The sequence below is a fragment of the Acididesulfobacillus acetoxydans genome (assembly GCF_902729405.1).
Classification (GTDB): Bacteria; Bacillota; Desulfitobacteriia; order Desulfitobacteriales; family Desulfitobacteriaceae; genus Acididesulfobacillus; species Acididesulfobacillus acetoxydans.
The window spans coordinates 3,093,387-3,119,808 of sequence record NZ_LR746496.1 but is presented as its reverse complement, the minus strand read 5'-3'; the positions used below and the strand labels follow the sequence as shown (position 1 = coordinate 3,119,808).

General features: G+C 55.3%; 16 protein-coding genes and 1 riboswitch. Of the genes, 12 read left to right on the top strand and 4 right to left on the bottom strand.

Annotated features, from left to right (window positions below):
- The first annotated feature begins 79 nt into the window (after window positions 1–79).
- The gene (locus MNU25_RS13825; protein WP_240985597.1) at window positions 80–544 is read left to right on the top strand and encodes a hypothetical protein; all 465 of its coding nucleotides are present in this window, start codon (window positions 80–82) and stop codon (window positions 542–544) included.
- A 77-nt stretch (window positions 545–621) separates the two neighbouring features.
- Here MNU25_RS13825 and MNU25_RS13820 read toward each other — a convergent pair whose 3' ends face one another.
- The 3 genes from MNU25_RS13820 to MNU25_RS13810 form a co-directional block, all read right to left on the bottom strand.
- Window positions 622–3,285, bottom strand: a complete 2,664-nt coding sequence (locus MNU25_RS13820; RefSeq protein ID WP_240985596.1) for a transglycosylase domain-containing protein — start codon at window positions 3,283–3,285, stop codon at window positions 622–624.
- Between the two features lie 456 nt (window positions 3,286–3,741).
- Window positions 3,742–5,121, bottom strand: a complete 1,380-nt coding sequence (gene pepV / locus MNU25_RS13815; RefSeq protein WP_240985595.1) for a dipeptidase PepV — start codon at window positions 5,119–5,121, stop codon at window positions 3,742–3,744.
- Between the two features lie 12 nt (window positions 5,122–5,133).
- On the bottom strand, window positions 5,134–5,493 hold the full coding sequence (locus MNU25_RS13810; protein WP_240985594.1) for a PqqD family protein: 360 nt from the start codon (window positions 5,491–5,493) through the stop codon (window positions 5,134–5,136).
- A gap of 698 nt (window positions 5,494–6,191) precedes the next feature.
- On the opposite strand from MNU25_RS13810, the gene MNU25_RS13805 reads away from it, so the two are divergent.
- The 9 genes from MNU25_RS13805 to MNU25_RS13765 all read left to right on the top strand — a co-directional run bounded on the left by MNU25_RS13805 (window position 6,192) and on the right by MNU25_RS13765 (window position 20,278).
- Window positions 6,192–7,583, top strand: a complete 1,392-nt coding sequence (locus tag MNU25_RS13805) for a cytochrome ubiquinol oxidase subunit I (protein WP_240985593.1) — start codon at window positions 6,192–6,194, stop codon at window positions 7,581–7,583.
- Entirely contained in the window at window positions 7,574–8,578 is a 1,005-nt protein-coding gene (gene cydB, locus MNU25_RS13800) for a cytochrome d ubiquinol oxidase subunit II (protein WP_240985592.1), read from the top strand. Before MNU25_RS13805 ends, cydB begins: the two co-directional genes overlap by 10 nt.
- 103 nt (window positions 8,579–8,681) lie before the next feature.
- Window positions 8,682–12,449, top strand: coding sequence for a thiol reductant ABC exporter subunit CydD (gene cydD / locus MNU25_RS13795; RefSeq protein ID WP_240985591.1), 3,768 nt, complete (start codon window positions 8,682–8,684; stop codon window positions 12,447–12,449).
- Between the two features lie 31 nt (window positions 12,450–12,480).
- Window positions 12,481–12,879, top strand: coding sequence for a methylglyoxal synthase (mgsA, locus tag MNU25_RS13790; protein ID WP_261487436.1), 399 nt, complete (start codon window positions 12,481–12,483; stop codon window positions 12,877–12,879).
- 207 nt (window positions 12,880–13,086) lie between these two features.
- Window positions 13,087–14,766: an FAD-dependent oxidoreductase gene (locus MNU25_RS13785; RefSeq protein ID WP_240985590.1), complete on the top strand. Its 1,680-nt coding sequence runs from the start codon at window positions 13,087–13,089 to the stop codon at window positions 14,764–14,766.
- 271 nt (window positions 14,767–15,037) lie between these two features.
- Window positions 15,038–15,937 (top strand): nitrate reductase gamma subunit, encoded by a 900-nt coding sequence (locus MNU25_RS13780; protein ID WP_240985589.1) that lies wholly within the window; start codon window positions 15,038–15,040, stop codon window positions 15,935–15,937.
- An 18-nt stretch (window positions 15,938–15,955) separates the two neighbouring features.
- Window positions 15,956–17,563 (top strand): (Fe-S)-binding protein, encoded by a 1,608-nt coding sequence (locus tag MNU25_RS13775; protein WP_240985588.1) that lies wholly within the window; start codon window positions 15,956–15,958, stop codon window positions 17,561–17,563.
- A 336-nt stretch (window positions 17,564–17,899) separates the two neighbouring features.
- Complete coding sequence (locus MNU25_RS13770; protein ID WP_240986862.1) at window positions 17,900–19,201, top strand: aminotransferase class I/II-fold pyridoxal phosphate-dependent enzyme; 1,302 nt, start codon at window positions 17,900–17,902, stop codon at window positions 19,199–19,201.
- Between the two features lie 186 nt (window positions 19,202–19,387).
- Entirely contained in the window at window positions 19,388–20,278 is an 891-nt protein-coding gene (locus MNU25_RS13765) for a DUF1848 domain-containing protein (RefSeq protein ID WP_240985587.1), read from the top strand.
- A gap of 50 nt (window positions 20,279–20,328) precedes the next feature.
- On the opposite strand, the gene metA is transcribed toward MNU25_RS13765, so the two are convergent.
- Window positions 20,329–21,285, bottom strand: coding sequence for a homoserine O-acetyltransferase MetA (gene metA / locus MNU25_RS13760; protein WP_240985586.1), 957 nt, complete (start codon window positions 21,283–21,285; stop codon window positions 20,329–20,331).
- Window positions 21,286–21,482: 197 nt separating this feature from the next.
- A riboswitch (SAM riboswitch) is annotated at window positions 21,483–21,588 on the bottom strand.
- Window positions 21,589–21,855: 267 nt separating this feature from the next.
- On the opposite strand from metA, the gene MNU25_RS13755 reads away from it, so the two are divergent.
- On the top strand, window positions 21,856–23,514 hold the full coding sequence (locus MNU25_RS13755) for an AMP-binding protein (RefSeq protein WP_240985585.1): 1,659 nt from the start codon (window positions 21,856–21,858) through the stop codon (window positions 23,512–23,514).
- 1,182 nt (window positions 23,515–24,696) lie between these two features.
- Window positions 24,697–25,761 carry a S1C family serine protease gene (locus MNU25_RS13750; protein WP_240986861.1) on the top strand — a complete coding sequence of 355 codons (1,065 nt, stop codon included), beginning with the start codon at window positions 24,697–24,699 and terminating at the stop codon, window positions 25,759–25,761.
- Window positions 25,762–26,422: the final 661 nt, after the last annotated feature.

Sequence of the window (26,422 nt, the reverse complement as noted above, 5' to 3'; positions counted from 1 at the left end):
CTTGTGCTAGTAGAACTTCCGTCTTGGTAAAAGTCAAGAGATCTAAGGGTGAACGGTCGAAAAGGAACCGTGAACGGTCGTGAGTCAGATGCGACCGGAGGGTCGAGCGGCAACCCAGCCCGCGCTTTTTCATTTGCCGGTACCGGAGTATAATGGGTGGGGAAACGAGAAGAAAGCGGGTGGCGCAGTGGAACCCGGAGGGTTAGCCGGCAAAGAAGCGGAGTACAGGAAACTATATTTTGTCTGGTATTTTGATGATGATGAAGGATACGGAATAGAGGTTATGGCGGAACTGCGCGAAACGGCGCTCGGGCAGAGCGGTGCCGGAAGCCGTTTCGTGAGCGTTGCCAATTGGTCTTTCGGGCACGGGACCGAAGCGCGGGATTTGCGCAGGGCTTGGGGGGAGTATGTGGCGGATGCGGCGCAAAAGACTGGGGGGATGCTGCCTGCCGCCTTGACCTGTTTGATTTTGCGATATGACTTCGCATCCGGAAAATGTCAAGGTGATATAGCGAAGATGAAAGATATGTTGTCGCTTGGATAGGCCGAAAAAGGCTAAGGGGTCAGGTTTTTGTCGACCTGACCCCTTAGCTTTAGCTCACCGTCAGAATGTCGGTGTCTTTAACGTCTGATCCTAAGTGAAACAGGTTGGGAGCGGGGCCCCTCTGTCCCGGAGGTGTTGTCCTTGAGATAGGCGTAAATGAGGTAGGTGCCGGTTGGGGGAGAGTGTTTAGCGGGCGTGAGGGGAAATTGGACCGTGGAATTTCCTTCCACGGGATTTTGTATCGGAATGGTGATGCCTGCGGCTTGGCCGGGAGGTTGCACATAGAGGAAAGCCGAATACTGACTGCTGCCCGCGGGTAGGTTAAGGCCGACAGTGGCTTGACCGGACTTGGCATCATACGAGATGGGCGGCGCCAAGGCTGGGGTGGGAATGGCGTTCGCCCCGGGCGGACCGGAAGTTCCCGGCGGATTGCTTCCACCCGGGGGAGAGGTTCCGGCCCCTGCCCCCGGAGCCCCGCTGCCGGGGGCGTAAGCCGTCGGCGGACGGTAAGGCGCTTCGTCGGGCGGCCAGGGGATGGAAGGATCCCGGTCCGGAAGATTGAGGAAGACCTTGGTGATTTTGTTGGGAGTGTTGGGTCCGGCTAAATAATTGGGGTTGGCAGCGTCCACTTCCTTCTGGACCCAGACATTGCTCACCTGGGTGGGAAAGTTGCCGGCGGCCGCGATTTCGGTCTTGATGAACTGCGGCGGGGTGAGACTGCTGGGCAAGAGCCCGGATTTTGTGTCTATCTGCCCGCTCACGATGCCCGGCGGCTGGGGAATGGTGGGTTCGGGCTTAAGGCCCTGCAGAGCCGCTTCCATGACCTTTTTCCAGATTTCGGCGGGATACGAACCCCCAAAGACATTGTGCAAATAGTGCCTGCCGTCCGGGTCTGAGTCGTAACCCATCCAGACTACGGCGGCATAGCGGGGTGTATAGCCGGCAAACCAGGCATCGGGGCTGCCCACCTTATTTCCGTAGCTGGCCGGCAGGGAAGTGGTTCCCGTCTTGCCGCAGACGTACCACCCCGGAATGTTGCCATTGTAGGCCGTACCATTGGTGACGACGCTGTGCAGCAGGTTATTCATCAGGTAGGCGGTGGTGGCTTTCATCACCCGCTGAGTGACAATAGTGGGTTGAACCAACGGCTTGCCGTTGGCATCGAGTACTTTGGTAATGGCGTGAGGGGTTACCCGGATGCCGTTGTTGGCAAAGACGCCGTAGGCGGAAGCCATATCCAGGGTGGAAACGCGGGCTGTGCCTAAAGCCAGGCTGGGCACCCGGTCCGCTTTGGTTAAGGGCAGGCCCAGTCTCTCTTTGGCGAACTGCCAGCCATAATCGACTCCGATGAGTTGAAGGAGTTTGGCGGCATAAACATTGACGGAGTCCTCCAAGGCGAAGCGCATGGTGATAAGGCCTTTCCAGCCGACTGTCGCGGTGTCGAAGTCGGTGGGACTCCAGGTTTGTCCTCCTCCCAGATTGAAAGTCACCGGCATATCATCCAGGACGGTGCCGGGAAAGAAACCGCCTTTTTCTAAAGCGGGGGCATAATCGACCAACGGCTTGATCGTCGAACCGGGTTGCCGCAGGGTTTGCCAAGCCCGGTTCAGTCCCATAGGTGTGTAATCGCGCCCTCCGATCATGGCGCGGATCGAGCCTGTGGCAGGGTCAACGACGGTCATGGCGCTCTGAATGAGCGAGTTTGGCAGGGAAGGCGGGAAGTTGGCCGGATCGGAATAGACCTTTTCCGCCGCCGTTTGAATTTTCGGGTCAACCGTGGTATAGATTTTGAGCCCGCCGGAGAAGATCTGTTGGGCTGTCAGGTTATAAGTGTGTTCCAGCTGGGAAATGACATAATCGATGAAATAGGGATAGGGATAAGCGGCGCCATCTCCCGCTTTGTTAACACCCTGACCGTGGGATTTTTTCACCTGGTCGACATAGTTAAATGGTGCGTTCAAATCCTTGGCGTATTCGGCGGGAGAGATCAGTCCGGCCGATTTCATGACGCCGAGGACGATGTTGCGCCGGTATTTAGCCGCCTTGGGGTGCATGTAGGGATCATAAGCACTGGGCGCCTGGGGCAGACCGGCCAGAAGGGCGATTTCCGGCGGGGTTAAATCCTTGAGGCCTTTGCCGAAATAAACTTGCGCCGCGGCCCGGATGCCGAAAGCAGACTCCCCCAGGTAGATCTTGTTTAAGTAAAAAGTTAAAATCTGGTCTTTGGTATAACGGTGCTCGAGTTCCAAAGCGAGTATGGCTTCCTGAATCTTCCGGGTAAGAGTCTTTTGCGTGGGGTTGGCGATAAAAGCGTTGCGGGCCAGCTGTACGGTAATCGTGCTCGCGCCTTCCTTGGCGCTGCCTGAGCGCAGGTCGGCAATGGCTGAACTGATAATGCGTTGAAAGTCAAGGCCGAAGTTGGAATAGAAACGTTTGTCCTCAACCGCGACGAAAGTTTGCTTAACCAGAGGTGGGATGTCCTGGGACTTGACTACCAGGCGGTTCACTCCCGCGTGCAGTTGGGCGATCTCTTTGCCGTTCATATCATAGACGATCGATGATTCTCTCCCGGTGAGGGCCGAAGGGTCCCACTGAGGGGTCTTAGCGGCGGCGACAGCCACGAAGGCGAGAAGGCCGAGGGCAAGAACCCCAAAAATGATCCCTAGGGTACGCCGGATCAGACGCCGTCTGGCCACGTTTTTAGGGCGGCGGGTGTGCGGTTTTCTCGGGTGATCTGACATGGGAAACCCTCCTCAATGACGGTTTTCTCCGGCGGCCGTGAGGCGGCGGCAGCGCCGGGCCGGAGCAGGGCCGCTTTGCTGTAACCTCAGCATTGACCGCCGGGAAACCCACTTTGCTGTGTCCCAAAGGGATAACACATGGACCATAAAATCCTTGAAGAAAATCCTTGAACAGATGAGTGGCATAATGAATCGGGCTTGGGGGCGTGCAATACCGGATACGGTTCCCCAAGTTCTCATTGCAAACACCGATCAAGGTGTTAGGCGGGGGGAGTTGATTCTCCTGGAATTGAGTGAACCCCCAGGGTGCGGTTCCGGGGGTTGATGCTTTTAGATTAGCACAGTTGGCAGCGGGTTTCCACTTTTTTTGCAGATAAAAAAGAGCAGCCATCGTGCCGGACGGTGGCTGCGGGACGAGATGCGAGATTTTTGGTCTGGGGTTCACCACACCGATGTTTACTTGGCTAATTCATAAATGGCGTGGGCGTAGATCTTGGCGTTCTGGATCAAATCTTCAATTTTAATGTACTCGTTAGCCTGATGATCAAGATCCGGTTCTCCGGGAAGAATGGGCCCAAAGGCGACAATGTTCGGCATCTCCTTGGCATAGGTACCGCCGCCGATGGCCAGAAGTTTGGCTTCCCTCCCGGTTTGTTCCGTGTAGACTTTCTGCAGGGACTTGATCAAAGGATGGTCTTCCGGAAAAAACAAAGGAGGCTGATGCATCATATTTTCGATCTCAATCCCGGTCCCCGCCAGGCGAGCCTGAAACGGAGTCATCATGTCGTCATACTTGAAGGTAACGGGGTACCTTAAGTTGAGCGACATTCTGACTTCGTCTTCGCGCATGGAAATCGTGCCCACGTTGAAGGAAAGTTTGCCTGATTCGCGGTCCTCAAGGCCGACGCCAAAGGAATGTCCGTCCGTCTCAAACCCCACGTTGCGGTTGAAAAAGCTGATGAACTCCGTCAATTCGGGGCTGCCGAAGGGCAGAGTGCCCAAAAACTGAAACATCTGCATGATGGCGTTTTTGCCCAGTTGAGGCAGACTGCCGTGGGCGGCTACACCTCTTGATTTAATGACGACGGTGTCCCCCTGCTTTTCAGCCTTCAAATCGCAGCCTGTTTCAGAGGCGAATTGCTGCGCGGCCTTCAGGAGCCATTCCACATCCTTGACGGCGAGGCCGGCCTCGCAATAATCGGGGACCACATTGGCCCTCTGGCCGCCGCGGATATAGGTGATGCTTCCGCCCGACTCGAGTTTCTTCACCACGTCGAAAATTGTAATCCCTTTTTCCGCGTAGATAATGGGGTACTCGGCATCGGGTGTAAAACCCCCAACCGGTTCTTTTTCTCTTTCCGAGTAATATTCCATTTCCTTGCAGCCGCTTTCCTCATTGGTGCCGAAGATGACCCTGACTTTCTTGGTGAGAGGAAGGTTTAAGTCTTTAAGGGCTTTGAGCCCGAAGAGTGCGGCCAGAATCGGGGCTTTGTCATCCATGGTTCCCCTGCCGTAAATCTTGCCCTCATGTATTTCCGCCCCATAGGGAGGATGGAGCCAGCCGTCACCTTCCGGGACGACATCCAAATGCCCCAACACCGCGATATAGTCATCTCCTGTGCCATACTCGGCGTAACCGATGTAACCGTCCAGGTTAACGGTCTCGAAACCGAGCTGCCCCGCAATGTCCAGGGCTTTGTCCAAAGACTTCGCGACTCCGGGGCCGAAGGGCATCCCTGCTTGCGGTTCATCTTGGACACTCTTGATCCTGACGAGTTCCTGTACGGCTTGCACCAGTTCATCTCTGCGGGCGTCAATTCTCCGGTTGATTTCCATCTGATAATCCTCCTAACTTTGCGGACCTCTGGTAAAAGAAATCCAGCCTTTCTTATTTAGGTAATTCAGAAACCGCGTCAGTCTTTGATAGTCGGGATCGAAGGCCTGACCTAATTCCCGGCTGATGTTTTGGCCGATTTGGTAGACGGTATTTTGTCCGTCTATGTTCAACCAAACTTTCGAGCCGACTCCGTCGAGTTCCAGGTCGCTGACAGTGGGCTTTTTGACCAGCCAGTGCAGAAACCTCTCTGCGGGTTTGTTATGTTCAAAGACCAGGAATACCGCATCGTTTCTGAGTTCCCAGTGGCGGTATTTTTTCACCGGGATATAGAGGAGATAGTTGTCCTTCTTCAAGATTTTTTTGTTTAGCATGCAACACCCCTGGGTTGGCGCGAATGCCCTAAAGGCCGTCACCGTATTATTTCCGGTTGCGCAAGTTTCTGAATCAAGTATAGCTTTTGGCGCGGGGGAAAACAAGTTGACACGATTTGATTCTATATTGAGGAACCTTATCAATCAATTCGCCCCGTGTTATCGTGGACAGGCACAGGGGATTTTATGTTTCGAACGGGCGAATTTCAAGCCAGGATCGCTCTTTTTCAAAGAGTCGGCCAAAGAAATGTCCACGGAGTGAGGACAGAAGGGGCAGGAGTTCGCTGGATGCGGTTATGAGCGACATATACCCGTGGGCCGGGGTGACCTTTGTGGAAATATGCGGATAAATTGATTAGAATTATGATCATAAGGTAGTTAGAATAAGTTGACAAATGTATTTAAAGCAAATAAAATAATATCGAACGACGGGGTGCCCGAGAAGGCAGAGGATTTACCGGACGGGGGAAACGTCTCTCCTGACTCCGGGGGCACCGGTTCCGGGGGTACTGACTCCGGAGGGAAAAGGCTCAGGAGAGCCTGAAGCCGCAGGGTCACCGGCATTCCCGGATACATACTCAATTGTGGGGAAGAAGGTGATGCGGAGCGGCCTCGGCCCTTGCTTGGGTGAGGGTAAGGAGGCCGAGACGGGACTGCAGAGGAAGAGCTGAAAAACTTTTACGGGAGGAGAGAACGGAATGAGTGAATTGGTCTTAGCCCGGTTGCAGTTCGGTATAACCACAGCTTATCATTTTCTTTTTGTTCCTCTGACGCTGGGTTTGTCAGTCCTAGTCGCCATCATGGAGACCCAGTACGTCCGCACGGGTGACGAAACCTACAAGAAAATGACCCAATTCTGGGGCAAATTGTTTCTCATCAACTTCGCCATGGGCGTCGTCACAGGCCTGGTCCAGGAGTTCCAATTCGGCATGAATTGGTCGGAATATTCACGTTTTATGGGGGACATTTTCGGAGCCCCTTTGGCCATTGAGGCTCTTTTGGCCTTTTTTATCGAATCCACATTCTTGGGAGTCTGGGTATTCGGCTGGGATAGGCTGCCCAAGAAAGTTCATGCCCTGACCATCTGGTTGGTAGCCATCGCCAGTAACCTGTCAGCCCTATGGATACTCATCGCCAACTCATTCATGCAGGAACCTGTGGGCTACGTGCTGCGCCACGGCCGGGCGGAGATGAGCAGCTTTTGGGCTGTCGTGACCAACCCGCATGTCTTTTATCAGTTTCCCCATACCGTTCTCAGCGGTTTTACGACAGCGGGTTTTTTCGTGCTGGGGATCAGCGCCTACCACTTGCTGCGCCACAAGTATCAGGACCTTTTCCGGCGCTCCTTCCGGCTGGCCGTGATTTTCGCTCTGATCAGCATCCTCGCCACTGCGGCGATTGGGCACTTGCAGGGGCAATATTTGGTTCGCACCCAGCCCATGAGCATGGCGGCGGCGGAGGCCCAATGGCAAACCGAAAACCCTGCCGCTTTTTCTGTGATCGCGGCGATTGACCAGAAAGCGGAAAACAACACGATGGACGTCAAGGTTCCCGGACTGCTCAGCTTTCTCTCGCACAACAGTTTTAGGGGTAAAGTGACCGGAATTAAAGAACTCCAGGCTGCGGACGTGCAGAAATACGGGCCCGGCAACTACATCCCGCCGGTGGCGCCGATGTTCTGGAGTTTCCGGATCATGGTTTTGATTGGGGGGTGGCTGGTTCTGGCCGCGCTGCTGGCGGCTTGGTTCTCATGGAAGAAGGGATTCCCGGAAGGGAAGACACGTTTTCTCAAGGCTTTGGTCTGGACCGTTCCCCTGCCCTATATCGCCAATTTTACGGGCTGGTACATGGCCGAGACGGGCCGGCAGCCCTGGATCGTCTACGGGTTGCAAAAAACCGCGTCCGCCGTGTCGCCTTCGGTCTCGGCGGGAGAAGTTCTGACGACCCTGATCCTGTTCACATTGGTCTACGGGGTTTTGGCGGTGGCCGACGGCTTTCTCCTATTGAAGTATATCCGCAGGGGGCCTGAGGAAACGGTTACGGATCCAAACGGGAAAGGCATGGAAAGGGGGGCATCACTGTGGACTTAAACACACTTTGGTTCATTCTGATTGCGGTGCTCTTTACCGGGTTTTTCTTCCTCGAGGGGTTTGATTACGGGGTGGGCGTCCTCTTGCCTTTTTTGGGCCGGACGGATGACGAAAGGCGTGTTTTGACGAACAGTATCGGGCCGGTGTGGGACGGAAACGAGGTCTGGCTCATTACGGCCGGCGGGGCGATTTTCGCCGCCTTTCCCAATTGGTACGCGACCCTGTTCAGCGGGTTTTACCTGGCGCTGGCTCTCATGTTGATCGCTCTCATCGTGCGCGGGGTTTCGTTCGAATTCCGCAGCAGCCACGAGGGAGTGATCTGGCGGAAACTCTGGGATTGGCTTCTCTTCGGCGGAAGCTTGGTTACGGCTTTGCTCTGGGGCGTCGCGGTGGCCGACCTGGTGCATGGGGTGCCCATCAATTCTGCCCTGCAGTATGCCGGGGGCTTTTGGGATCTTCTCAGCCTTTACAGCCTCACGGGAGGATTGGCCCTTCTCTTTCTCTTTATTTACCACGGCGCCCTCTATCTGAGTCTGAAGACTGAGACCTCGCTGCTTGAAAGAGCCCAAGGGGCCGCTAAGGTAACGGGGCTTGCGACCATCCTGCTCGTGCTGGTGTTCGCGTTGCTCACCTATTTGCAGACGGATCTGTTTACCCGGGGAGGAGCGGGGTTCGTCCTGATTCTGTCCGCATTGGCCTTGATCCTGTCTTATGCCGCGGTACGCCGGGGCCGTTCCGGCTGGGCCTTTGTCTTCAACGCCCTGACCATACTCTTTCTCACCGCTTCGGTCTTTTGGGGACTTTTCCCCCGGGTCATGGTTTCCAGTTTACGGCCGCAATGGAGTTTAACGATCTACAATGCCGCCTCCAGCCCATATACCCTGAGAATCATGACGATTGTGGCCTTGATTCTCGTCCCCTTCGTGCTCCTCTATCAAGGTTGGACTTATTGGGTATTTCGGCGGCGCGTCAATTTCAAAAATCTCCACTATTAAACCCCGGCGGGGATGATGCGGGCCCGGAAGAAGCCTGAAGCAGTGAAGGCGTATCTGGGCCCCTTGAGGTCGAGAGGGTCCCGGAAAAGGGGAGGTGTTGAGGGTGCTGGACAAAAGACTGGCCCGCGAGGCTTGGAAGGTGAAAGGCTATCTGGGGTCTGCCCTTATCCTGGGCGGGCTGGCTGCCGTCCTCTCGGTCCTGCAAGCGCGCTATTTGGCGTTGGCAGTGAGCCGGGTTTCCCTCAAAGGTTTGCTTGTGCCCGTCCTTGCGGTCATAATGTTTAAGGCCGCGGCTCAGGGCGCCGGTATCGTTTTGGCCCATGAGGGAGCGGCCGCGATCAAGGATCGGGTGAGGCAGCGCTTGGCTGCTCACTTATTTAAACTCGGTCCGGCTTTTGTTCAGGGCGAGCGGAGCGGAGAGATCCTGAATACCTGGGTGGACGGGGTGGAAGCCCTGGAGGAGTATTTCGCCCGCTATCTGCCCCAACTGGTTTTGGCGGTTCTCATACCAGCTATCATCCTTGTTTTTGCCTTTCCCGCGGACTGGACGAGCGCTTTAATTCTCCTCATTACGGCACCTTTGATTCCTCTGTTTATGATTCTCATCGGTAAGCTGGCAGAGAAGAAGGCGCTGGTGCATTGGCAGGAGATGAGCCGGATGAGTGCCCATTTTCTCGATATCTTGCAAGGGTTGTCCACTTTGAAAATGTTCGGGCGCAGTGAATCCCAAAGCCGGGTGATCGGCAGGGTCAGTGACAACTTTCGTCGGACAACTCTCGATGTTTTGCGGGTGGCTTTTCTTTCAGCTTTGGTGCTGGAGCTCTTGGCGACGCTCAGTACCGCATTGGTCGCCGTTGCTCTGGGATTGCGCCTGCTGGCGGGCGGCATTTCTTTTACCACCGCCTTGTTTGTTTTACTGTTGGCGCCCGAACTCTATCAGCCCCTGAGAGTGCTGGGAACGCAGTTTCATGCCAGTTTGAGCGGGGTTAGCGCCGCCAATAGAGTTTTCGCCTTGCTGGCGGAGCCGGCTTCTGAGACGGAAGGGGTTTCAGCCGCTTTAGCAGGGGCCCGGAATGCCGGGGAGCTCTTGCCCTTCGCTTGTGCAGGGGTCCGGGAGGACAGCGGATTTCTGTCCTTTGAGCAGGTGAGCTACACTTATCCGGGAAGGAGCAGACCCTGTTTGAAAGGGGTCTCTTTTTCTCTTGGACGGGGGGAGCGCGTGGCCCTTACCGGGCAAAGCGGGGTGGGAAAGAGTACGGTGCTCCGCCTCCTCATGGGATTTACGGAACCGGACCGGGGGGTGATCACGGCCGGCGGTCTGCCCCTCCGGGTCTGGAATAAGGAGGAATGGCGGCGCCGGGTGGCGTATGTTCCCCAACATCCGCATCTTTTTGCCGCGAGCATTTACGAAAACATCCGCCTGGGAAGGAGGGACGCGTCGCGGGCGGATGTGCTTGAGGCGGCTAAGAAGGCTGGGGTGGAGGAGTTTGTCTCCTTGCTTCCGGATGGGTACGAGACACAAATCGGGGAGAAGGGAACGCGTTTGAGCGGCGGGCAGGCTCAACGGCTGGCTGTAGCCCGGGCGTTTCTTAAAGACGCGCCTTTGCTTTTGCTTGACGAACCTTTTACGGGTCTTGACGCCGCCAATGAAGAAAAGCTTTATGCAAGTCTTGAAAGTCTCAGCCGAGGCCGGACGGTCCTGGTGGTTACGCACGGTGAAAACGCGCTGATGTGGGTCGACCGGGTTCTCGTCTTGGAGGAAGGGTTGATAAGGGAGAGCGCGAAAAAGAGGGCGGCAGAGGCGGAGCTGCGGACAGAAGAAGGAGAGCGGGCGAGAGACGCGGCAGAGAGACGGAGAGACGCGGCAGAGAGACGGAGAGACGCGGCGGAGAGACGGAGAGACGCGGCGGAGAGACGGAGAGACGCGGCAGAGGGACGGACTGAGGCGGCGGAGATACGGACTGAGGCGGCAGAGATACGGATCGAGGGGGCAGAGACGCTGACAGAAGGGGCAGAGAGACGGAGAGAAGAGCCGGAGTGGGAGAAAGGGAACGATGCCGCAGCGGAGGCTCCGGCACTTCGGCCTCCCCATCCGGCCAGTGGTCGGACCGCTGGCAAGGCCGACGAAGGAGAATCCGGGATGAGCCACATCCTTTGGCTGCTCCGCCAACTCGCACCCTACAAGGGGCGTGTCTTCCTGGCTTTGCTGCTTGGGACTTTGACGATCGCCGGCCATATCGGGCTGATGACGACTTCGGCTTATCTGATCTCGCGTGCGGCCGAGCATCCGCCCATTCTCTATTTGATGGCGGCGATTGTCGGTGTGCGGTTTTTTGGCTTGCTGAGAGCGGTTTCCCGTTATTTTGAACGCTATGTTTCACATGACCTGACGTTTCGCATTCTGAGCACGATCAGGGTTGCCTTTTATCGGGCCCTGGAACCGTTAGCCCCGGCCGGTTTGAGTTCGTTCGCCAGCGGGGACCTTTTCGGTCGGATTGGAGCGGATATCGAAGCTTTGCAATACTTTTTTCTGCGCGTATTGGCTCCGCCGGTCGTCGCTTTCATCATTCTTATAGGATCGAGTCTTTTCCTGGTCGGGTTTAATCTGCTCTATGGCCTGGTCTTTGCCCTGTTTTATTTGGCGGGGGGGATAGGGATACCTTGGCTGATTAAAATCCTGGGTCGCCGTACTCAGCGGGAAATGCCACAAGCACGAGCCGGACTGTATTTGGGTTTGCTGGACAGCGTCCAAGGAATGGCGGAAATTCTGGCTTTTGGCTTGACCGCCGAGCGGCGGAGGGACCTGGCGGACCGGAGCCGCAAGCTGGGTCGGCTGCAAGGCAGAGCGGCACTTCTCGAAGGGCTCGCCGCCGCTTCGACAGGTCTGACAATGAACTTGGGGATGTGGATGGTTCTCATCGTGGCCATTCAGGACGTGATGGCAGGGCGGTTGGCAGGGGTGTTTCTGGCGGTGATGCCGTTTGCGGTCTCAAGCAGCTTTGAGGCTTTGCTGCCGATGCCGCTCGTCTTTCCCAATCTTGAACAAAGCTTGGGCGCGGCCCAACGCCTGAGAGAACTGATCGAACCGCGGCCCGGCGTTTGTACCAGCCCGCCGGCGGCGGCGAAAGGAGAGAGTGCGCAGCGCACCCATCCCCGGGCAAGCGGCCAAACGCCGGCGCCTCTTCTCAGTATCCGCAACCTTTCTTTCCGTTACCCGTGCGCCGGGACCTGGGTTCTGCGCGGCCTTGACCTGGACCTTAAGCGCGGAGAGAGGGTGGCCCTCACGGGAGCCAGCGGGGCGGGCAAGAGCACCCTGGTCAACATTCTCCTGCGCTTTTGGGACTACGAAACAGGAAGCATCCGCTTGCGGGGAGAGGAGATAGGGAGGGACAGGCCCGATGAAGTGCGCCGCCAATTCAGCGTGGTTTCTCAGGATGCGCACTTATTTAACGCGACCCTGCGTGAAAACCTTCTCCTGGCCAATATCGAAGCGACGGAAGAAGAGCTGATCAACGCGGCTCGCTCAGCAAAATTGCACGAGTTCATCATGAGTTTACCGGAGGGTTATGACACCCTGATCGGGGAAGGCGGTTTCCGCCTTTCCGGCGGACAGCGGCAACGCCTGGCGATTGCCCGGGCCCTGCTCAAAGACGCCCCCATCCTTATATTGGATGAAGCGACGGCCGGTTTGGACCCGGAGACAGAAAACGAGGTCATATCCGACATTCTTTCCCTTTTCCGGGATCGGACGGTTCTCTTGATCACGCATCACCGGAGCGTGCTGCCGCATATGGACCGGGTCTTGACTTTGGAGGGAGGGCGTTTCACGGAAGCCCGCGGCCTTTTGCCGGCCGCTGCGGGTATGTTATAATGGATTAGCGAAGCAAAGGAGGTTGTTGGTTTTGGATAACGGTTCAGGGACTTTACGCCTGGCTTTGATTGCCCACGATGCCAAGAAAGCGGAAATGATCCGGTTTGTTCAGACCCACAGGGAAATTTTGGCCCGCTGCCAATTGACCGCCACCGGTACGACCGGAAAACTCATCCGCCGGGAAACAGGTCTGGAAGTAACTACGGTTCTGTCGGGTCCCCTCGGCGGGGATCAGCAGATAGGCAGCCGCATCGCCAGCCAAACATTGGATATGGTCGTGTTCTTACGCGATCCCTTGACCGCTCAACCGCATGAACCGGATATTTCCGCCTTGCTGCGCCTATGTGATGTGCACAACATTCCTCTTGCCACAAATTGGGAGAGCGCCCACATTTTAATCGAGCACATCAAAAGGAGACTGGGATCTTGACAAGACAGGGCTCGATAAGACGGTCTGACGAGATACGGGATACGAGATACGGGATACGGGATACGGGATACGTCTGGAAAGACGGGCTTGACGGCGGGTCTTAATGAGATAAGACAATGGCGGGTATAAGAAATAGAAATTTTACAGTGAACCATAACTCTTCTACACTAAGAGATGACAAGCGGAAGAGAAAGGGAAGTGGGGTAAATGCGCGTTGTCATTATTGGGGGAGTAGCCACCGGACCCAAGGTTGCGGCTCGTCTGCGCCGTTTGCGGCAAGATGCGGAGATTGTTATAATTGAGCAGGGGAACCTGATTTCCTACGGCGGGTGTGGCTTGCCGCTTTATTTGGGCAATATGGTTCCCGAAATGGATGACCTCATGAGGACTTCGACCGGCGTACTTCGTGATCGAGAGTACTTTCTCAAATACAAGGGGATCGAGGTTGTGACGGCCACCCGGGCCGAAAGAATAGAGCGGGACAAGAAAAGGGTTACCTTGCGTTCTTTGACGACGGGGGAAACGTGGTCTTTGGACTACGATTACCTCGTTCTGGCGACGGGAGCGCGGCCTCTCCAGCCACCGTTGCCGGGAGTCGGCCTGGAGGGCGTCTTTCCCTTGCATCACCCGGATGATGCAGCGGCCATCCGGCAGTTAATCAGGCAGAAGCAGGTGAAAAACATCACCATCATCGGGGCGGGTCTGATCGGGCTGGAGGTGGCGGATGCCCTAAGCCATGCCCGAGTGAATGTTACGGTCTGCGAATCGGAAGGACAGGTTTTGCCGAAACTGTTGGACAGTGATATGGCCCCCCTGGTTGCGAGGGAGATGGAGAAGCGGCATATCGGTTTGCGCCTGGGCTCCTTGGTGACGGAATTGGAAGATGACGGCAAAGGCCGGGTCTGCGGGGTGCGCAGCCGGGAAGAACGTTGGGCTGCCGACCTGGTGATCGTGAGCGTGGGAGTTCGCCCGAATGTGCACTTGGCGGAGGAAGCGGGGCTTTCCTTGGGAGTGGCGGGTGCGATTCGGGTGGACGAGCACTTGCAGACGGACGATCCTTATATTTACGCTGCGGGAGATTGCGCCGAGCAAAAGCATCGCCTGACGGGACAACCGGTCTTCATTCCTTTGGCCTCGACGGCGGCCAAACAAGGCCGGGTCATTGCGGACAGACTGGCCGGATTGGACTCGTCTTTTGCCGGAGTCGAGGGAACTTCGGTCATGCAGGCCTTTGATTTGAACGTCGGGCGGACGGGATTAACGGAAGAGGAGGCCGTCAAGGCCGGCTATGACTGCGTGGCCTTGGTTGCCAGCGGCTATGACTCGACTCACTATTATGCTCTCCATGCCGGTATTGTTCTCAAACTGGTAGCCGAACGGACATCGGGAAAACTGCTGGGGGCCCAGGTGTGCGGGCTGGGTGACGGGATCAAGCGTTTGGATGTCTTGGCCACGGCGCTGAGTTTCGGAGCGACGGTGCGGGATCTGGCCGATTTGGATTTGGGCTATGCTCCTCCTTTTGCCACGGCTGTGGACGCGGTGATTCAGGCTTCTTATGCCTTGGAGAACAAAAGGAACGGAAAAGTGCACAGCATCTCCGCGCGGGCTTTGCGTGAGCTTATCCAAGCAGGGACCGGCCCCCATGTCCTGGATGTGCGCGAGCAGGATGAGGTTGATGCCGATCCGCTGCGGGTTCCCAACGTCATCCATATGCCGCTGAGCCGGCTGAGAGAGACCTATCGGGACCTGCCGGTGTCCCCCGGCCTGGTTACCTTTTGCGGTCTCGGTATCCGGGCTTATGAAGCCGCCTGTTTTCTCCAGAGTAAAGTTAAAGGAGACATTTCCTTTATGGAGGGTGGCATGGCGGTTTGGCAGGCTTTCACTTGAAAGACGCCCCTAATCCCGGTGTGCGTAGGAGACAGATGTCTTTATAATGCTGATTTTTCACGGTGATCACGGTGATGTTTGTACAGCCTTCGCAGCGTTGCAAGCCGGGTGTCTTTGTGCTCCTGTATCGCGAAGAAGGATCTGCCGTCTCCACTATAGTAGGTATAAGTTTTTCGAATAGTGGCATAAGAAATGCTAACTTTACAGATGGGACGCGGATGTTTACACTGAAAGTGATATTATTAACAAATGGGAGGAAGGGATTGGGGCAGTGTTTTTGACTTTATACAGTTTACTGGCCATCATTTTATTTCTGGCTTTTTCCGCCTATAAAGCTGCCGAGTACGCCAAGATGCCGATACACGGACGGTTGGATTTGTATCCGATACCCAAAGAGGGCGGAAGACTGGAATACGGAGGATCGTATTACGAAGAACTGGAGTGGTGGCGCAAGCCAAGGCATGTTTCTCATGGGGCGGAGATCATCGACATGCTGAAAGAGATGCTCTTCATTAAGAAACTATTTGATAACCAACGCCCTTTTTGGTGGCTTTCTTATGCTTTTCATTTGGGAATCTACTGTCTGATGGGGTGGACTGTGCTCTTGGCCGTGTTGGCGGTGGCCGGCTTAAACGGAGTCGCGGTTATGGGTGCCGGGGCAGGAATTGTACTGGTCCTCAAGATACTTTTGGGTATCGCCGGGGTCGCAGGTTTTCTGCTGGCGGTTTTCGGTTCGGGAACCCTGCTCATCAAACGGATGGCGGACAGCTCTCTCAGGCGTTACACCACGCCGCAGGAGTATTTCAATTTACTGCTCATTTTCCTGGTGCTCTGTACGGGTATTTATGCCTGGAGCCTGGCCCCTTCTTTTGACCGGCCTCTGGGGGTGATGGAGCAGGCCCTCTCTCTTCAACCTTTAGTGCTAAGTGGGGTGGGGGTTCTTCACGTTATTCTTCTGGGTATTATGTTTTTCTATATTCCGCTGAGCAAGATGAGCCACTATGTCGGTAAGTATTTTACTTTCCATAAGGTGCTCTGGGATAACAGCCCGAATACGCCCGGCAGTGCCATCGGCAAAGATGTGGAGAAAGCGGCGGGTTACCGGCCGCACACTTCGTGGTCCGCTCCGCATATCAAGGGGAACGGTGCCACCCCGGGCAAAACTAACTGAGGCTAAAGGAGTGTTCCTATGGAAAACGTTAATGATTTAAAGCCCTCGGATATAGGGCGAGCCGGGGGACAAGTGACGAAGCTGGATAAAGTGATGGATCTGCCCGCCCCTTATGACAAGCCCGGCATGGAACCGGATTTTAAAGAGGTTAAACCGGCTTGGCAAGAAAAGTATTGTACGACTCTGGACGGGTTTGTCGGTGTCGACACCTTGCAGCGTCCCAAGACGAAAGAGGAAGAAGACGAGTTCGTGCGCAAGTTCCTCAGCGGCTTGGAGAAGATTTTCACGGATGCGAACAACGGTGCTTTGCAGCCTCTGAGTTTGACGTTTGACTATTGCGCCAAGTGTAACACCTGTTCGGAAGCCTGTCATATCTATGAGGCTTCGGGGCACAATGAACTCTATCGTCCGATTTTTCGCTCCGAGGTCCTGCGCAAGATTTACAAGAAGTATTTTACCAAGAGCGGGAAATTGCTGGGCGGATTTGTGGGCGCGGATATTGATGTCAACTGGGAGACGATCGCCCGTTTAGGCGAACTAGCCTATCGTTGTAATCTCTGCCGTCGCTGCGCTCAGACCTGCCCGTTGGGACTGGACAATTCCATCATAGCGAAAGAAATCCGTAAGATTTTCAGTCAGGAACTGGAAATCGCTCCCACACCTCTGCACAATAAAGGAACCGTCCTGCAGCTTAAGACCGGGTCCTCGACCGGGATCAACAAGGCCGCTTTCCTCGATAATATTGAGTTTATGGAAGAGGATATCGAAGAGCAGACAGGGCTCAAAATCAAAGTTCCTGTGGATAAAAAGGGTGCCGATATTCTTCTCATTCATAATGCCGGCGAGTTTGTCTCCTGGCCGGAGAACCCGGCGGCTTTCGCCATTCTCTTTGAACGGGCCGGGTTGAACTGGACCCTCAGCAGTTCGCTTGTGGGTTATGACAGTGTGAACTACGGTATCTGGTACGATGACACGCAAGCCAAGAAAATCGTGCAGGCACAGCAGAGAGCGGCCCTGGAGTTGGGTGTCAGGCGTATCGTCATCGGGGAGTGCGGGCACGCCCATAAAGCGGCGGCTGTGGTGGGCGACCGTATGGTTTACGGAGAGGATAAGGTTCCGGTCGAAAGCTTCTTGCCCATCCTCTGGGATGCCGTGCAAAAAGGGGCGTTTAAGTTTGACCCCAGTCGGAACGACTTTCCGGTGACTTTGCATGACCCCTGTAATCTGGTCAGGGGTATGGGGGTTGTTGAACCCCAGAGAAACATTCTCAAGATTATCGCTCCCAAATTCCGCGAGATGACGCCCCATGGGGTTTACAATTACTGCTGCGGGGGAGGCAGCGGTTTTGCCATCATGAATTCGCTCAATTTCCTCGATTTTCGCAACAAGGTGAGCAGTCGGATGAAGTTCAAGCAGATCTTGGACGCCTTTGCCGACACCGTCGCCGATCCGAGCATCGTAAAATATGTCTGCGCTCCCTGTTCTAATTGCAAAGGGGCGATTCGGGACATGTTCGAGTACTATGAAGCCACGGCGAAGTTTAATATTCATTACGGCGGCCTGGTGGATTTGATGGTCAATGCTCTGGCAGATTTGCCGCGGCCATTCTTGACTTTTGACGAATAAGGACCTGCCGTGGGGGCAAGACGAAATTGCTCACGCAGTCTCGTATCAGATCAGTACGTATCAGATCAGTACAGTAGAGAAACCCCGGATCAGCGATCCGGGGTTTGGCGTTTTTAAGGGGTATGGTCTGAGAGGATATTCTAAGCTGCTGGCTACGGCCTGCCGGTTAAGGTATAATAAAAATAACCACGGGCTTGACCTGATGGGTACGTGATGGATAATAGAGAACAACGCTATGGTATAGCGGCCGCGGGGTGGGCTGAAGTTGAGCCGAACGAAAGGAGGAAGGGCGGTTTCCTTTGCCGGTGCGGAAGGCATGGGGTCGCCTGCGAATTAATGAACGCCATTGTTGAGGACTTAAACGGAAAAATACGCCGGGGAAATCCATATGTCTACGAACTACTTTCCGGGCTCGGGCGGGAGCTTTATTTTCCCAGGGGTATTCTGACCCAGTCGGCTGAAGCCAAAGAACAAGCGTATCGTTTTGATGCCACGATTGGAATTGCGACCGAGAACGGTCAACCTCTCTATTTGCCCCTGATTCAAGAGACTTTGTCTGACTACGAACCGAAGGAACTTTATCCCTATGCTCCGGCGGCGGGAAAGCCGGAACTCAGACAAGCCTGGCGGGAGAAAATGCTGAGGGAAAACCCGTCATTACGGGATAAGTCATTCAGCCAACCGGTCGTGACCAGTGCTTTGACCCACGGTTTGAGTATCGTCGCCGACATGTTTGCCGAGGCCGGGGATGCCGTCATTTTGCCGGATAAACTGTGGGGCAATTATAACTTGATATTTTCCGTGCGGCGTGGAGCCGGGATGAAGACGTTTCCGTTCTTTTCCTCCGAGGGCTTATTTAACGTCCGGGGCTTGCGAGAAACCCTCCTCAAGCAAAGAACGCGTAAGAAAGCGATTTTGCTCCTCAACTTTCCCAACAATCCTACCGGTTATACCCCGGGCGAGCGCGAGGCCGCGGGGATTGTTGAAGCCGTGCGGGAAGCCGCGGAAGCGGGGATCAACCTGGTCGTGGTCACGGATGACGCTTATTTCGGTCTATTCTATGAAGACACGCTGAAAGAATCCCTTTTTGGCCGGATCGCCCAGATTCATCCCCGAGTTTTGGCCGTTAAGGTGGACGGAGCCACTAAAGAGGAGTATGTCTGGGGTTTCCGCGTTGGCTTTCTGACATTTTCCGCCGGGCATCCGGAAGTTCACCGAGCTTTGGAGAATAAAGCCATGGGGTGTATCCGGGGAACGGTTTCCAGTGTGACTCACCCCTCCCAATCCTTTGTTTTGCACGCTCTCAAGTCGCCTGCTTTCAGGCAGGAGAAGGAGGAGAAATATCTCCTTTTGAAAGAACGGGCCTTGGAAGTAAAAAAGATCCTGGCCGCAGACAAATTTGCCGAGGTCTGGGAGCCCTACCCCTTTAATTCAGGCTATTTCATGTGCCTGAGGCTCAAGAGCGTGAAGGCAGAAACCTTGCGGCGCCATCTTCTGCAGCATTATGGGGTGGGAGTGATTTCCCTGGGGGATTCTGACCTGCGCATCGCTTTCTCCTCTGTCGCCAAGGAGGACCTGGCGCAGTTATTTGAACTCGTCTATCAAGGTGTGAAAGATCTGAAACAGCTGAGAGATTAGAGCACTCTTGCGGTCCGTGAACCGGACGTGTGCGCGAAGGCCCCGGTGGGTTTTCGCTGAAACTCGGAAGAGCACAGAGGAGTTTTAGGGGCGGAGGAGCTTGGAGGATTACTTGGGACAGATCCGGGATGGCCGGGTTTAGGGAGCAGGCGGGTACAGACGGCCCGGAGGAAGGATTGTTTTCAGATGATTATATCGGCCAGCCGGCGGACGGATCTGCCGGCGTTTTTCAGTCCCTGGTTTATGGGCCGGCTGCGGGCGGGCTGCTGCACGGTTACCAACCCTTTTAACAGCAAGCAAGTAAGCCGGGTCTCTCTGCTGCCTGAGGACGTGGATGTCATTGTTTTTTGGACCCGGGATCCGCGCCCTCTTCTGACCCATTTGCCGGAAATAGAGCGCCGAGGTTTCAGGTACTACTTTCAATTTACAATCACGGGCTATGGCCCGATCTTTGAACCCCTGGCGCCTTCTGCGGAGGTTGCTGTTGCTTCTTTTCGTAAGTTGGCCCGCATCGTCGGTCCGGAGAGAGTTATTTGGCGCTACGATCCGATCGTGCTCAGCAATGTCACAGATGCCGCCTATCATGTACGGAATTTTGCCCGTTTGACTGAACAACTGGCCCCTGCGACGCGGAGGGTCGTGCTGAGCATAGTCGACGCTTACCGTCAAACACCCTGCCGCTTCAAAGACTTGGCCCGCAGGGGGATTGAGGTGCGCACCCGAGTCCCGGCTGAGGAGTTAGGTATGACTCTGGGGGAATTGGCAGGGATCGCCCGGGAAGCGGGTTTGGAGGTGACGAGCTGCGCCGAGGGAAGTGATTGGCTGCCTTACGGAGTGCGACCGGGGGCCTGCATTGACGGAGAGTACATACGCCGGGTTTTCGGGCTGAACCTGTCTTGGCCCAAAGATAAAGGGCAGCGCCCGGGCTGCTCCTGTGTGCGGAGTAAAGATATTGGGGCTTACGGGACCTGCCGTCATGGTTGCATCTATTGCTATGCGGGTTCGCTCGCCGACGGCCGGCGGAACCTGACGAGGCACTGCCCGGAGGCGCCGGGTCTTTTGCTGTCCCGAAGGTAGCCGGCAGAAGGGCGCAGACACCGTTTTCCTGCTCTGATGGTACTTTTTTCTCAGCTTTCGGCGTCCGGGGTTTCAGATGGCTGCTTCGCCGTATCCAGGTCGTACGGGGTCACTTGGTAAACGTAATAATTGAGCCAGTTGGAATAAAGGAGGTTGGCGTGGGAACGCCAGGTCTGAAGCGGTTGGCGTCTGGGGTCATCCTGGGGGAAGTAGTTCTGCGGCGGTGCTTGTTCCAGACCTTTGGCGCGATCACGCTCGTACTCTGCCTTTAGGGTGCCGCGGTCATACTCGGAATGTCCAGTGACATAGATTTGCCGCCCATCCCGGGAAGAGACGATGTAAATACCGGCCTCCTCGGATTCAGCTAAGATTTCCAGGTCCGGCACCCGTTCGATGTCCGGCTTGCGTACTTCCGTGTGGCGGGAATGCGGTACGTAAAAGACATCGTCAAACCCGCGCAAGAGGGTCATGCCATTGAGGCCGGACTTATTGGCCCGGTGGGGAAAGACGCCGAACATTTTGTGCTTCAGGGAATACTTAGGAATGCCGTAATGATGGTAGAGACCGGCCTGTGCTCCCCAGCAGATGTGAAAGGTCGAGGTGACGTGGGTGACGGTCCAGTCCAGGATGTCCTGCAGTTCCCGCCAATAGTTGACCTCTTCAAACGGCAGGTGTTCGATGGGGGCGCCGGTAATGATCATGCCGTCATAACGGCGGCTGCGGATTTCGGCAAAGGTCTTATAGAAGGCATTGAGGTGCTCCTGAGAAGTGTGTTGAGATTCATGGGTCATGGGGTGCAAAAGGGTAATTTCCACTTGCAAGGGAGTGTTGCCGAGGAGGCGGAGCAGATGGGTCTCGGTGGCTTCCTTGGCGGGCATGAGGTTTAATATAACAAGGCGCAAGGGCCGGATATCCTGGTGGAAGGCCCGGCTCTCCCCCATGACAAAGATGTTTTCTCTCTGCAAGATTTCCATGGCCGGCAAATGATCCGGTACGGTGATTGGCATGTCTTTTACCCCCGTTCTACTCTATTTGAAAATCTTCCCGTAATTTTCGGAACCTCGGTTTTTGCTGCCCCACACGGTTCGCTCCGTGGCGGGGTGGCGGCAATTTTCAGGCTCAGGCAAGTTACCGCCGGGCGGCGAAAGCGTAAAGAAAATCTCTTCGAGAGAAGAGATTTTCTTTACGCATAGCGGATACGCCTCTCTCATCTCTCAAGGACAGTGCCTTGCAGGAATTGGCACCTCCGCAGTGAATCTGCCGGTTGCCGGGCTTCATCGGGCCAGTCCCTCAGCCGCTCTTGATGAGGATCTATGAATTTAACTTTCCTCTTTTATAGAACACTTGACACTGAGGTCCAAGTGTATGTGCAACAGGAATAGTATAGTGGGAGAAAACTTTCTTGTCAAGACCGGGTCCGGCGGTCCGGTGAGCCTGGCCCAAGAGTAGAGAAGAGTGGCAAGAATCGCAATATTAGCAGGAATTCCTTCGCGCCCGGCGAATACTAAATGGAGCGAATGCAACATCGGCAAAGGCTGTTCGAGACTAAGATGCGGAAAGTGAAGGAGGGATGTCCGGTGGCGGAGGATTCGCAGTCTGGCCCGACCTATGAAGAGGTGCACCGGGATTTCAAATGGGATGTGGGTGAGTATTTTAATTTTGCCCGTGACGTGATCGATCACTGGGCTGAAACACCGGAGAAACTGGCACTCTGGTGGGTTGACGATGCCGGCAGGGAAGTGAAAAAGACTTTCCGGGAGATCAGCGAGAATTCCAAGCGCTTTGCCAGCGCGATGCAGGCTATGGGGATTCAGCGGGGGGAGATCATGATGGTTATCTTGCCCCGCTATGCGGAGTGGTGGGAGATCTTTATCGGTGCCCTGCGCCTGGGCGCCGTGATTGCTCCGGGTACCACCCAGCTGACGGCGAAAGATATCCAATTTAGGGTGCAAGCGTCCCAGGCCGCGGCTTTCATTACCGACGAAGAGAACGCGCCCAAACTGGAAGAGGTTTTGGCCGACTGCCCTTCGCTGCGGGTGAAAGTGATTGTGGCCGCCCGGCGCGAAGGCTGGGTGAATTACGACGAGGCTTTGGCCGTAGCTTCTTCTGAGTTTGAAGCGGCAAATACCCGGAGTGACGAAAACGCCCTCATGTATTTTACGTCTGGGACCGTGGGTTATCCGAAGATGACCGTCCATACCCACGCTTCTTATCCTTACGGCCACCTGGTGACAGGAAAATACTGGCTTGATCTGGGTCCGAACGATGTGCACTGGAACCTGAGCGATACCGGCTGGGCCAAAGCCGCCTGGAGCAGCATTTTTGGCCCCTGGAACATGGGCGCGGCTATCTTTGTTCATCATTCCAGCCGCTTTGATCCCAAGAAGACGTTGGAACTTTTGCAACAGTACCCCATTACAACCCTCTGCGGAGCGCCGACGAACTACCGTATGCTGGTGCTGGAAGATTTAAAGCAATATAAATTCCCCGCGCTTCGTCACTGTGTCGGAGCGGGTGAGCCTTTAAACCCCGAAGTGATCAAGGTTTGGCGGGAGGCGACCGGCCTCGTCATCAGAGACGGTTATGGGCAAACGGAAACGGTTTTGGTTCTGGGCAATTTCCCCTATTTCGAGCCCCGCTTCGGCTCCATGGGCAAGCCGACGCCGGGATTCGATGTGCAGGTTGTTGACCGGGAAGGGAATATAGCCGCGGCGGACGAAGAGGGTGACGTGGCCATTCGGGTGAAGCCTGTTCGCCCGGTCGGTCTCTTTAAAGAGTATTTTGGCGACCCGGAGCGGACCGCGTCCACCTATCGCGGCGACTGGTACCTAACCGGGGACCGGGCTTACCGTGATCGGGACGGATACTTCTGGTTTGTCGGGCGTTCCGATGATGTCATTTTAACCTCGGGTTACCGGATTGGGCCGTTTGAGGTGGAAAGCGCCATTTTGGAGCACCCCGCCGTTGCCGAGTCGGCAGTTGTCTCCAGCCCCGACGACCTTCGGGGGGAGGTCGTGAAAGCCTTTGTCATCCTGGCTCCCGGCTATGAAGCCAGTGAAGAGCTGAAAAAAGAACTTCAGGAATATGTCAAGCACGTCACCGCACCGTACAAGTATCCGCGCAAAATTGAGTTCGTGAGCGCCCTGCCTAAAACGGTAAGCGGCAAGATTCGCAGGGTGGAGCTGAGAAGAAGAGAATGGGAAGGATATAAGCGCCCCGCCTCTTCATCTCAGTAGAAAGGAAACGATACGATCATTTTAAAAATGCACTCGTTTAGGGGCACGATTACTGAAATACGGTTAACCGAAATACGCACGGTTACTGAAACACGATACCCGAGACACGGTGCCGAATCTGGAACACGGAAATACAAGAGGACTGCTGAGGACGGGCAGTCCTCTTGACTTATATCCTGTACTTCATGCAAGCGTGAGACTCCCTCTGCTGCTGAAAACCTGGAACAGCGTTTGGCCTTCGTGTTCGGAGGATCCCAGAATCATGGAGTCAGGTCGTGATTTTTAGCAAAAACCTCAAAAAATTTTCACAGAAAACACCTGCTAAGGCCACAAATTTTCGTTATCCTTATTGTATCAATTAAAGCACAGCCGCATTAATGGCTGAAGAAATTTCGCATAGGAGGTTAGGTTATGGATAACGAAATGAACTTGACCCCGGCCAATGATACGAGTGAGAAGAAAGGGATTGGCGGGGAACAAGAGCGGATTGGCGGGGAACAGGAGCGGCCGGGAGAGTTCTCGCCCGGTTTCGCGCCGTCGCAGCGGCCGGCGAACGGAGGGTATCCAGAGAGCGGGGGGTCTTCGCAGAATGGGGGGTCTTCGCAGAACGGAGGGTATCCGGAGAGCGGAGGGTATGCGCAGAACGGAGGGTATCCACAGAACGGAGGGGCGGCGCCGTCAGAGGGGACTTCCATAGGGGAGAACACCAGCCCTGGGTTTCCTATGAACACTGGCGGGCCGCAGCCGGAAGACTTAAACCAAACGTTAGTGGGTCAGGGATATGGAGTGGTTCGCTCCGACGTCCCAGGCATGTCGGGAGAACAAGCGCCCGCGGCTGCAAGTCAGAGTACCGGCTCCAGAAGCAAAGCCGCGCCGGAAGGTCAAAGTAGCGCTCCGGGAAGCAGTTCCGCTGCGGAAAGTTGGAGTAAGGCCTTGGGCAGCGGTTTTCCGCCGGAAAGTCAGGGTACCGATCCCGGAAGCGGTCCTGCGCCGGCGGGTTGGAGTAACGCCCCGGGAAGCGGTTCCGCCTGGGCAGGTGCCGGTGGGTCGGGAGCGGGACAAGCCTCTCCGAACCCGGCCGCTGCAGTGCCCGGTGGTGGGGGAACGGTGCGGCCCCGGACTAAGAAGGGATCCGGCAAACGGATCGTCGCCGTGGTGGCGGGTCTTTGCCTCCTCAGCGCCATGGGGGGCGGAGCGGCAGCCCTGCTTTTTACTTCCGGGTTTAACGGCGGTGACCTGCCTTTGACAGCTCAGTCTTCGGCACAAGTGACGCCGGTCGTTAACCCCGGTCAAACTAGTTTCCCCGTAGAGCAGATCGCAAAAAACCTAGCTCCCGCAGTCGTCGGGATAGCGAACTACCAGGCCAGTCAGAATTATTTCGGTAATTCCAGTTCAGGCTTGCAAGAAATAGGCAGCGGATCAGGATTTATTATCAATGCTCAGAAAGGGTACATCGTGACCAACAATCACGTGATTGCCGGGGCGCAGAAAATTGTTGTCAGTCTGAGCAATGGCAAGAACCTTGTGGCCAGGGTGGTTGGGGCTGATCCGCGTACAGATTTGGCCGTGCTGCAGATTCCGGCTGCCAAGGGTCTGACGGCCGTTCGCCTGGGGGATTCCTCGAAACTGCAGGTGGGAGAACCGGTTGTGGCGATTGGCAATCCCGGCGGGAATGAATTTGCCCGTTCCGTTACTACCGGAGTGGTTTCGGCCACGAATCGGGTGCTTAACCTTCAGGGTGAAGACAGCTTTAACTTAATTCAAACGGACGCGGCCATCAATCCGGGCAACAGCGGCGGCCCCTTGGTGGATTATCAAGGGAAGGTGATCGGGATTAACTCTGCCAAATACGCTCAGCCGGGCTTCGAAGGTATGGGCTTTGCGATTCCGATTTCCGACGCCTTGCCCACGATCGAGCAATTGATTAAGACGGGGGTTGCGACCCATCCCGCTCTCCTGGTAACCATCAATGATCAGTATGACAGTTATGCCCAAAGCAACAACCTGCCTCAGGGGGCCTACATTGCCGGGGTCAGCGCCAATGGCCCGGCGGCAAAAGCCGGCCTTAAACGCGGAGATGTGATTACCAAGGTCAACAACGCGCCTGTGCAGAATTCGGCGGATCTCGTACACGACCTCTATCAATATAAGGTTGGAGACAGGGTGACGGTAACCTTCATTCGCAACGGGCAGACGAAACAGGCTCAAGTGACTCTGGGTCAAATCAGCTCCAATGGGCAAGGTTAACTCTAAGTGATAAGACGGGTCTAAATGAGTGAGGGGCCGGCCCCAGTGAGGTTGGCCCTTTCTTTTTCTTTTAATCCTCCATAACAGTGCAGATGTTCCGTAGGATTAAGAAAACTTGCGTCAGCCCCTTCGGGCCTGCCGAGTTTTCTTTAACCCTCCATAACAGTGCAGATGTTCCGTAGGATTAAGAAAACTTGCGTCAGCCCCTTCGGGCCTGCCGAGTTTTCTTTAATCCTCCATAACAGTGCAGATGTTCCGTAGGATTAAGAAAACTTGCGTCAGCCCCTTCGGGCCTGCCGAGTTTTCTTTAATATTTTTGTAACCTTTATTTAAGCATTCTGTAAAAAATTCTTAAGGTTTTCGGTGTATTCTAAGGATGACGAAAACCGGTTGGAAGGAAGATCAATTCCTGAGCTTCGAAGAAGAAAGGAGTGAAAAGCCCGGTTGGCGGCAGCGGAGCCGTAAGGGATCGGAGGGACAGCTCTGGGAGCAGGGCGGCGGTACAGCCCATAAGAGCCTGTAAGTCCGGTGTTTTTACCGCTTTATCTGTCTAAAGGCCGGGTGCCGTTATGAGCCTTGGATTTTTTCTCACCGCTTCTTTATTTTCTTTGTTGGGCTACGGACTGTGCTACATTATTATGGCCTCGAAAAGGAGAGACGA

What these genes read in the sequence shown, in the direction of transcription:
- MNU25_RS13820 (WP_240985596.1), bottom strand. Translation starts at nt 3,285, where the DNA reads ATGTCAGATCACCCGAGAAAACCGCACACCCGCCGCCCTAAAAACGTG.
- pepV (WP_240985595.1), bottom strand. Translation starts at nt 5,121, where the DNA reads ATGGAAATCAACCGGAGAATTGACGCCCGCAGAGATGAACTGGTGCAA.
- MNU25_RS13810 (WP_240985594.1), bottom strand. Translation starts at nt 5,493, where the DNA reads ATGCTAAACAAAAAAATCTTGAAGAAGGACAACTATCTCCTCTATATC.
- MNU25_RS13805 (WP_240985593.1), top strand. Translation starts at nt 6,192, where the DNA reads ATGAGTGAATTGGTCTTAGCCCGGTTGCAGTTCGGTATAACCACAGCT.
- MNU25_RS13785 (WP_240985590.1), top strand. Translation starts at nt 13,087, where the DNA reads ATGCGCGTTGTCATTATTGGGGGAGTAGCCACCGGACCCAAGGTTGCG.
- MNU25_RS13775 (WP_240985588.1), top strand. Translation starts at nt 15,956, where the DNA reads ATGGAAAACGTTAATGATTTAAAGCCCTCGGATATAGGGCGAGCCGGG.
- MNU25_RS13770 (WP_240986862.1), top strand. Translation starts at nt 17,900, where the DNA reads ATGAACGCCATTGTTGAGGACTTAAACGGAAAAATACGCCGGGGAAAT.
- MNU25_RS13765 (WP_240985587.1), top strand. Translation starts at nt 19,388, where the DNA reads ATGATTATATCGGCCAGCCGGCGGACGGATCTGCCGGCGTTTTTCAGT.
- metA (WP_240985586.1), bottom strand. Translation starts at nt 21,285, where the DNA reads ATGCCAATCACCGTACCGGATCATTTGCCGGCCATGGAAATCTTGCAG.
- MNU25_RS13750 (WP_240986861.1), top strand. Translation starts at nt 24,697, where the DNA reads ATGGGGGGCGGAGCGGCAGCCCTGCTTTTTACTTCCGGGTTTAACGGC.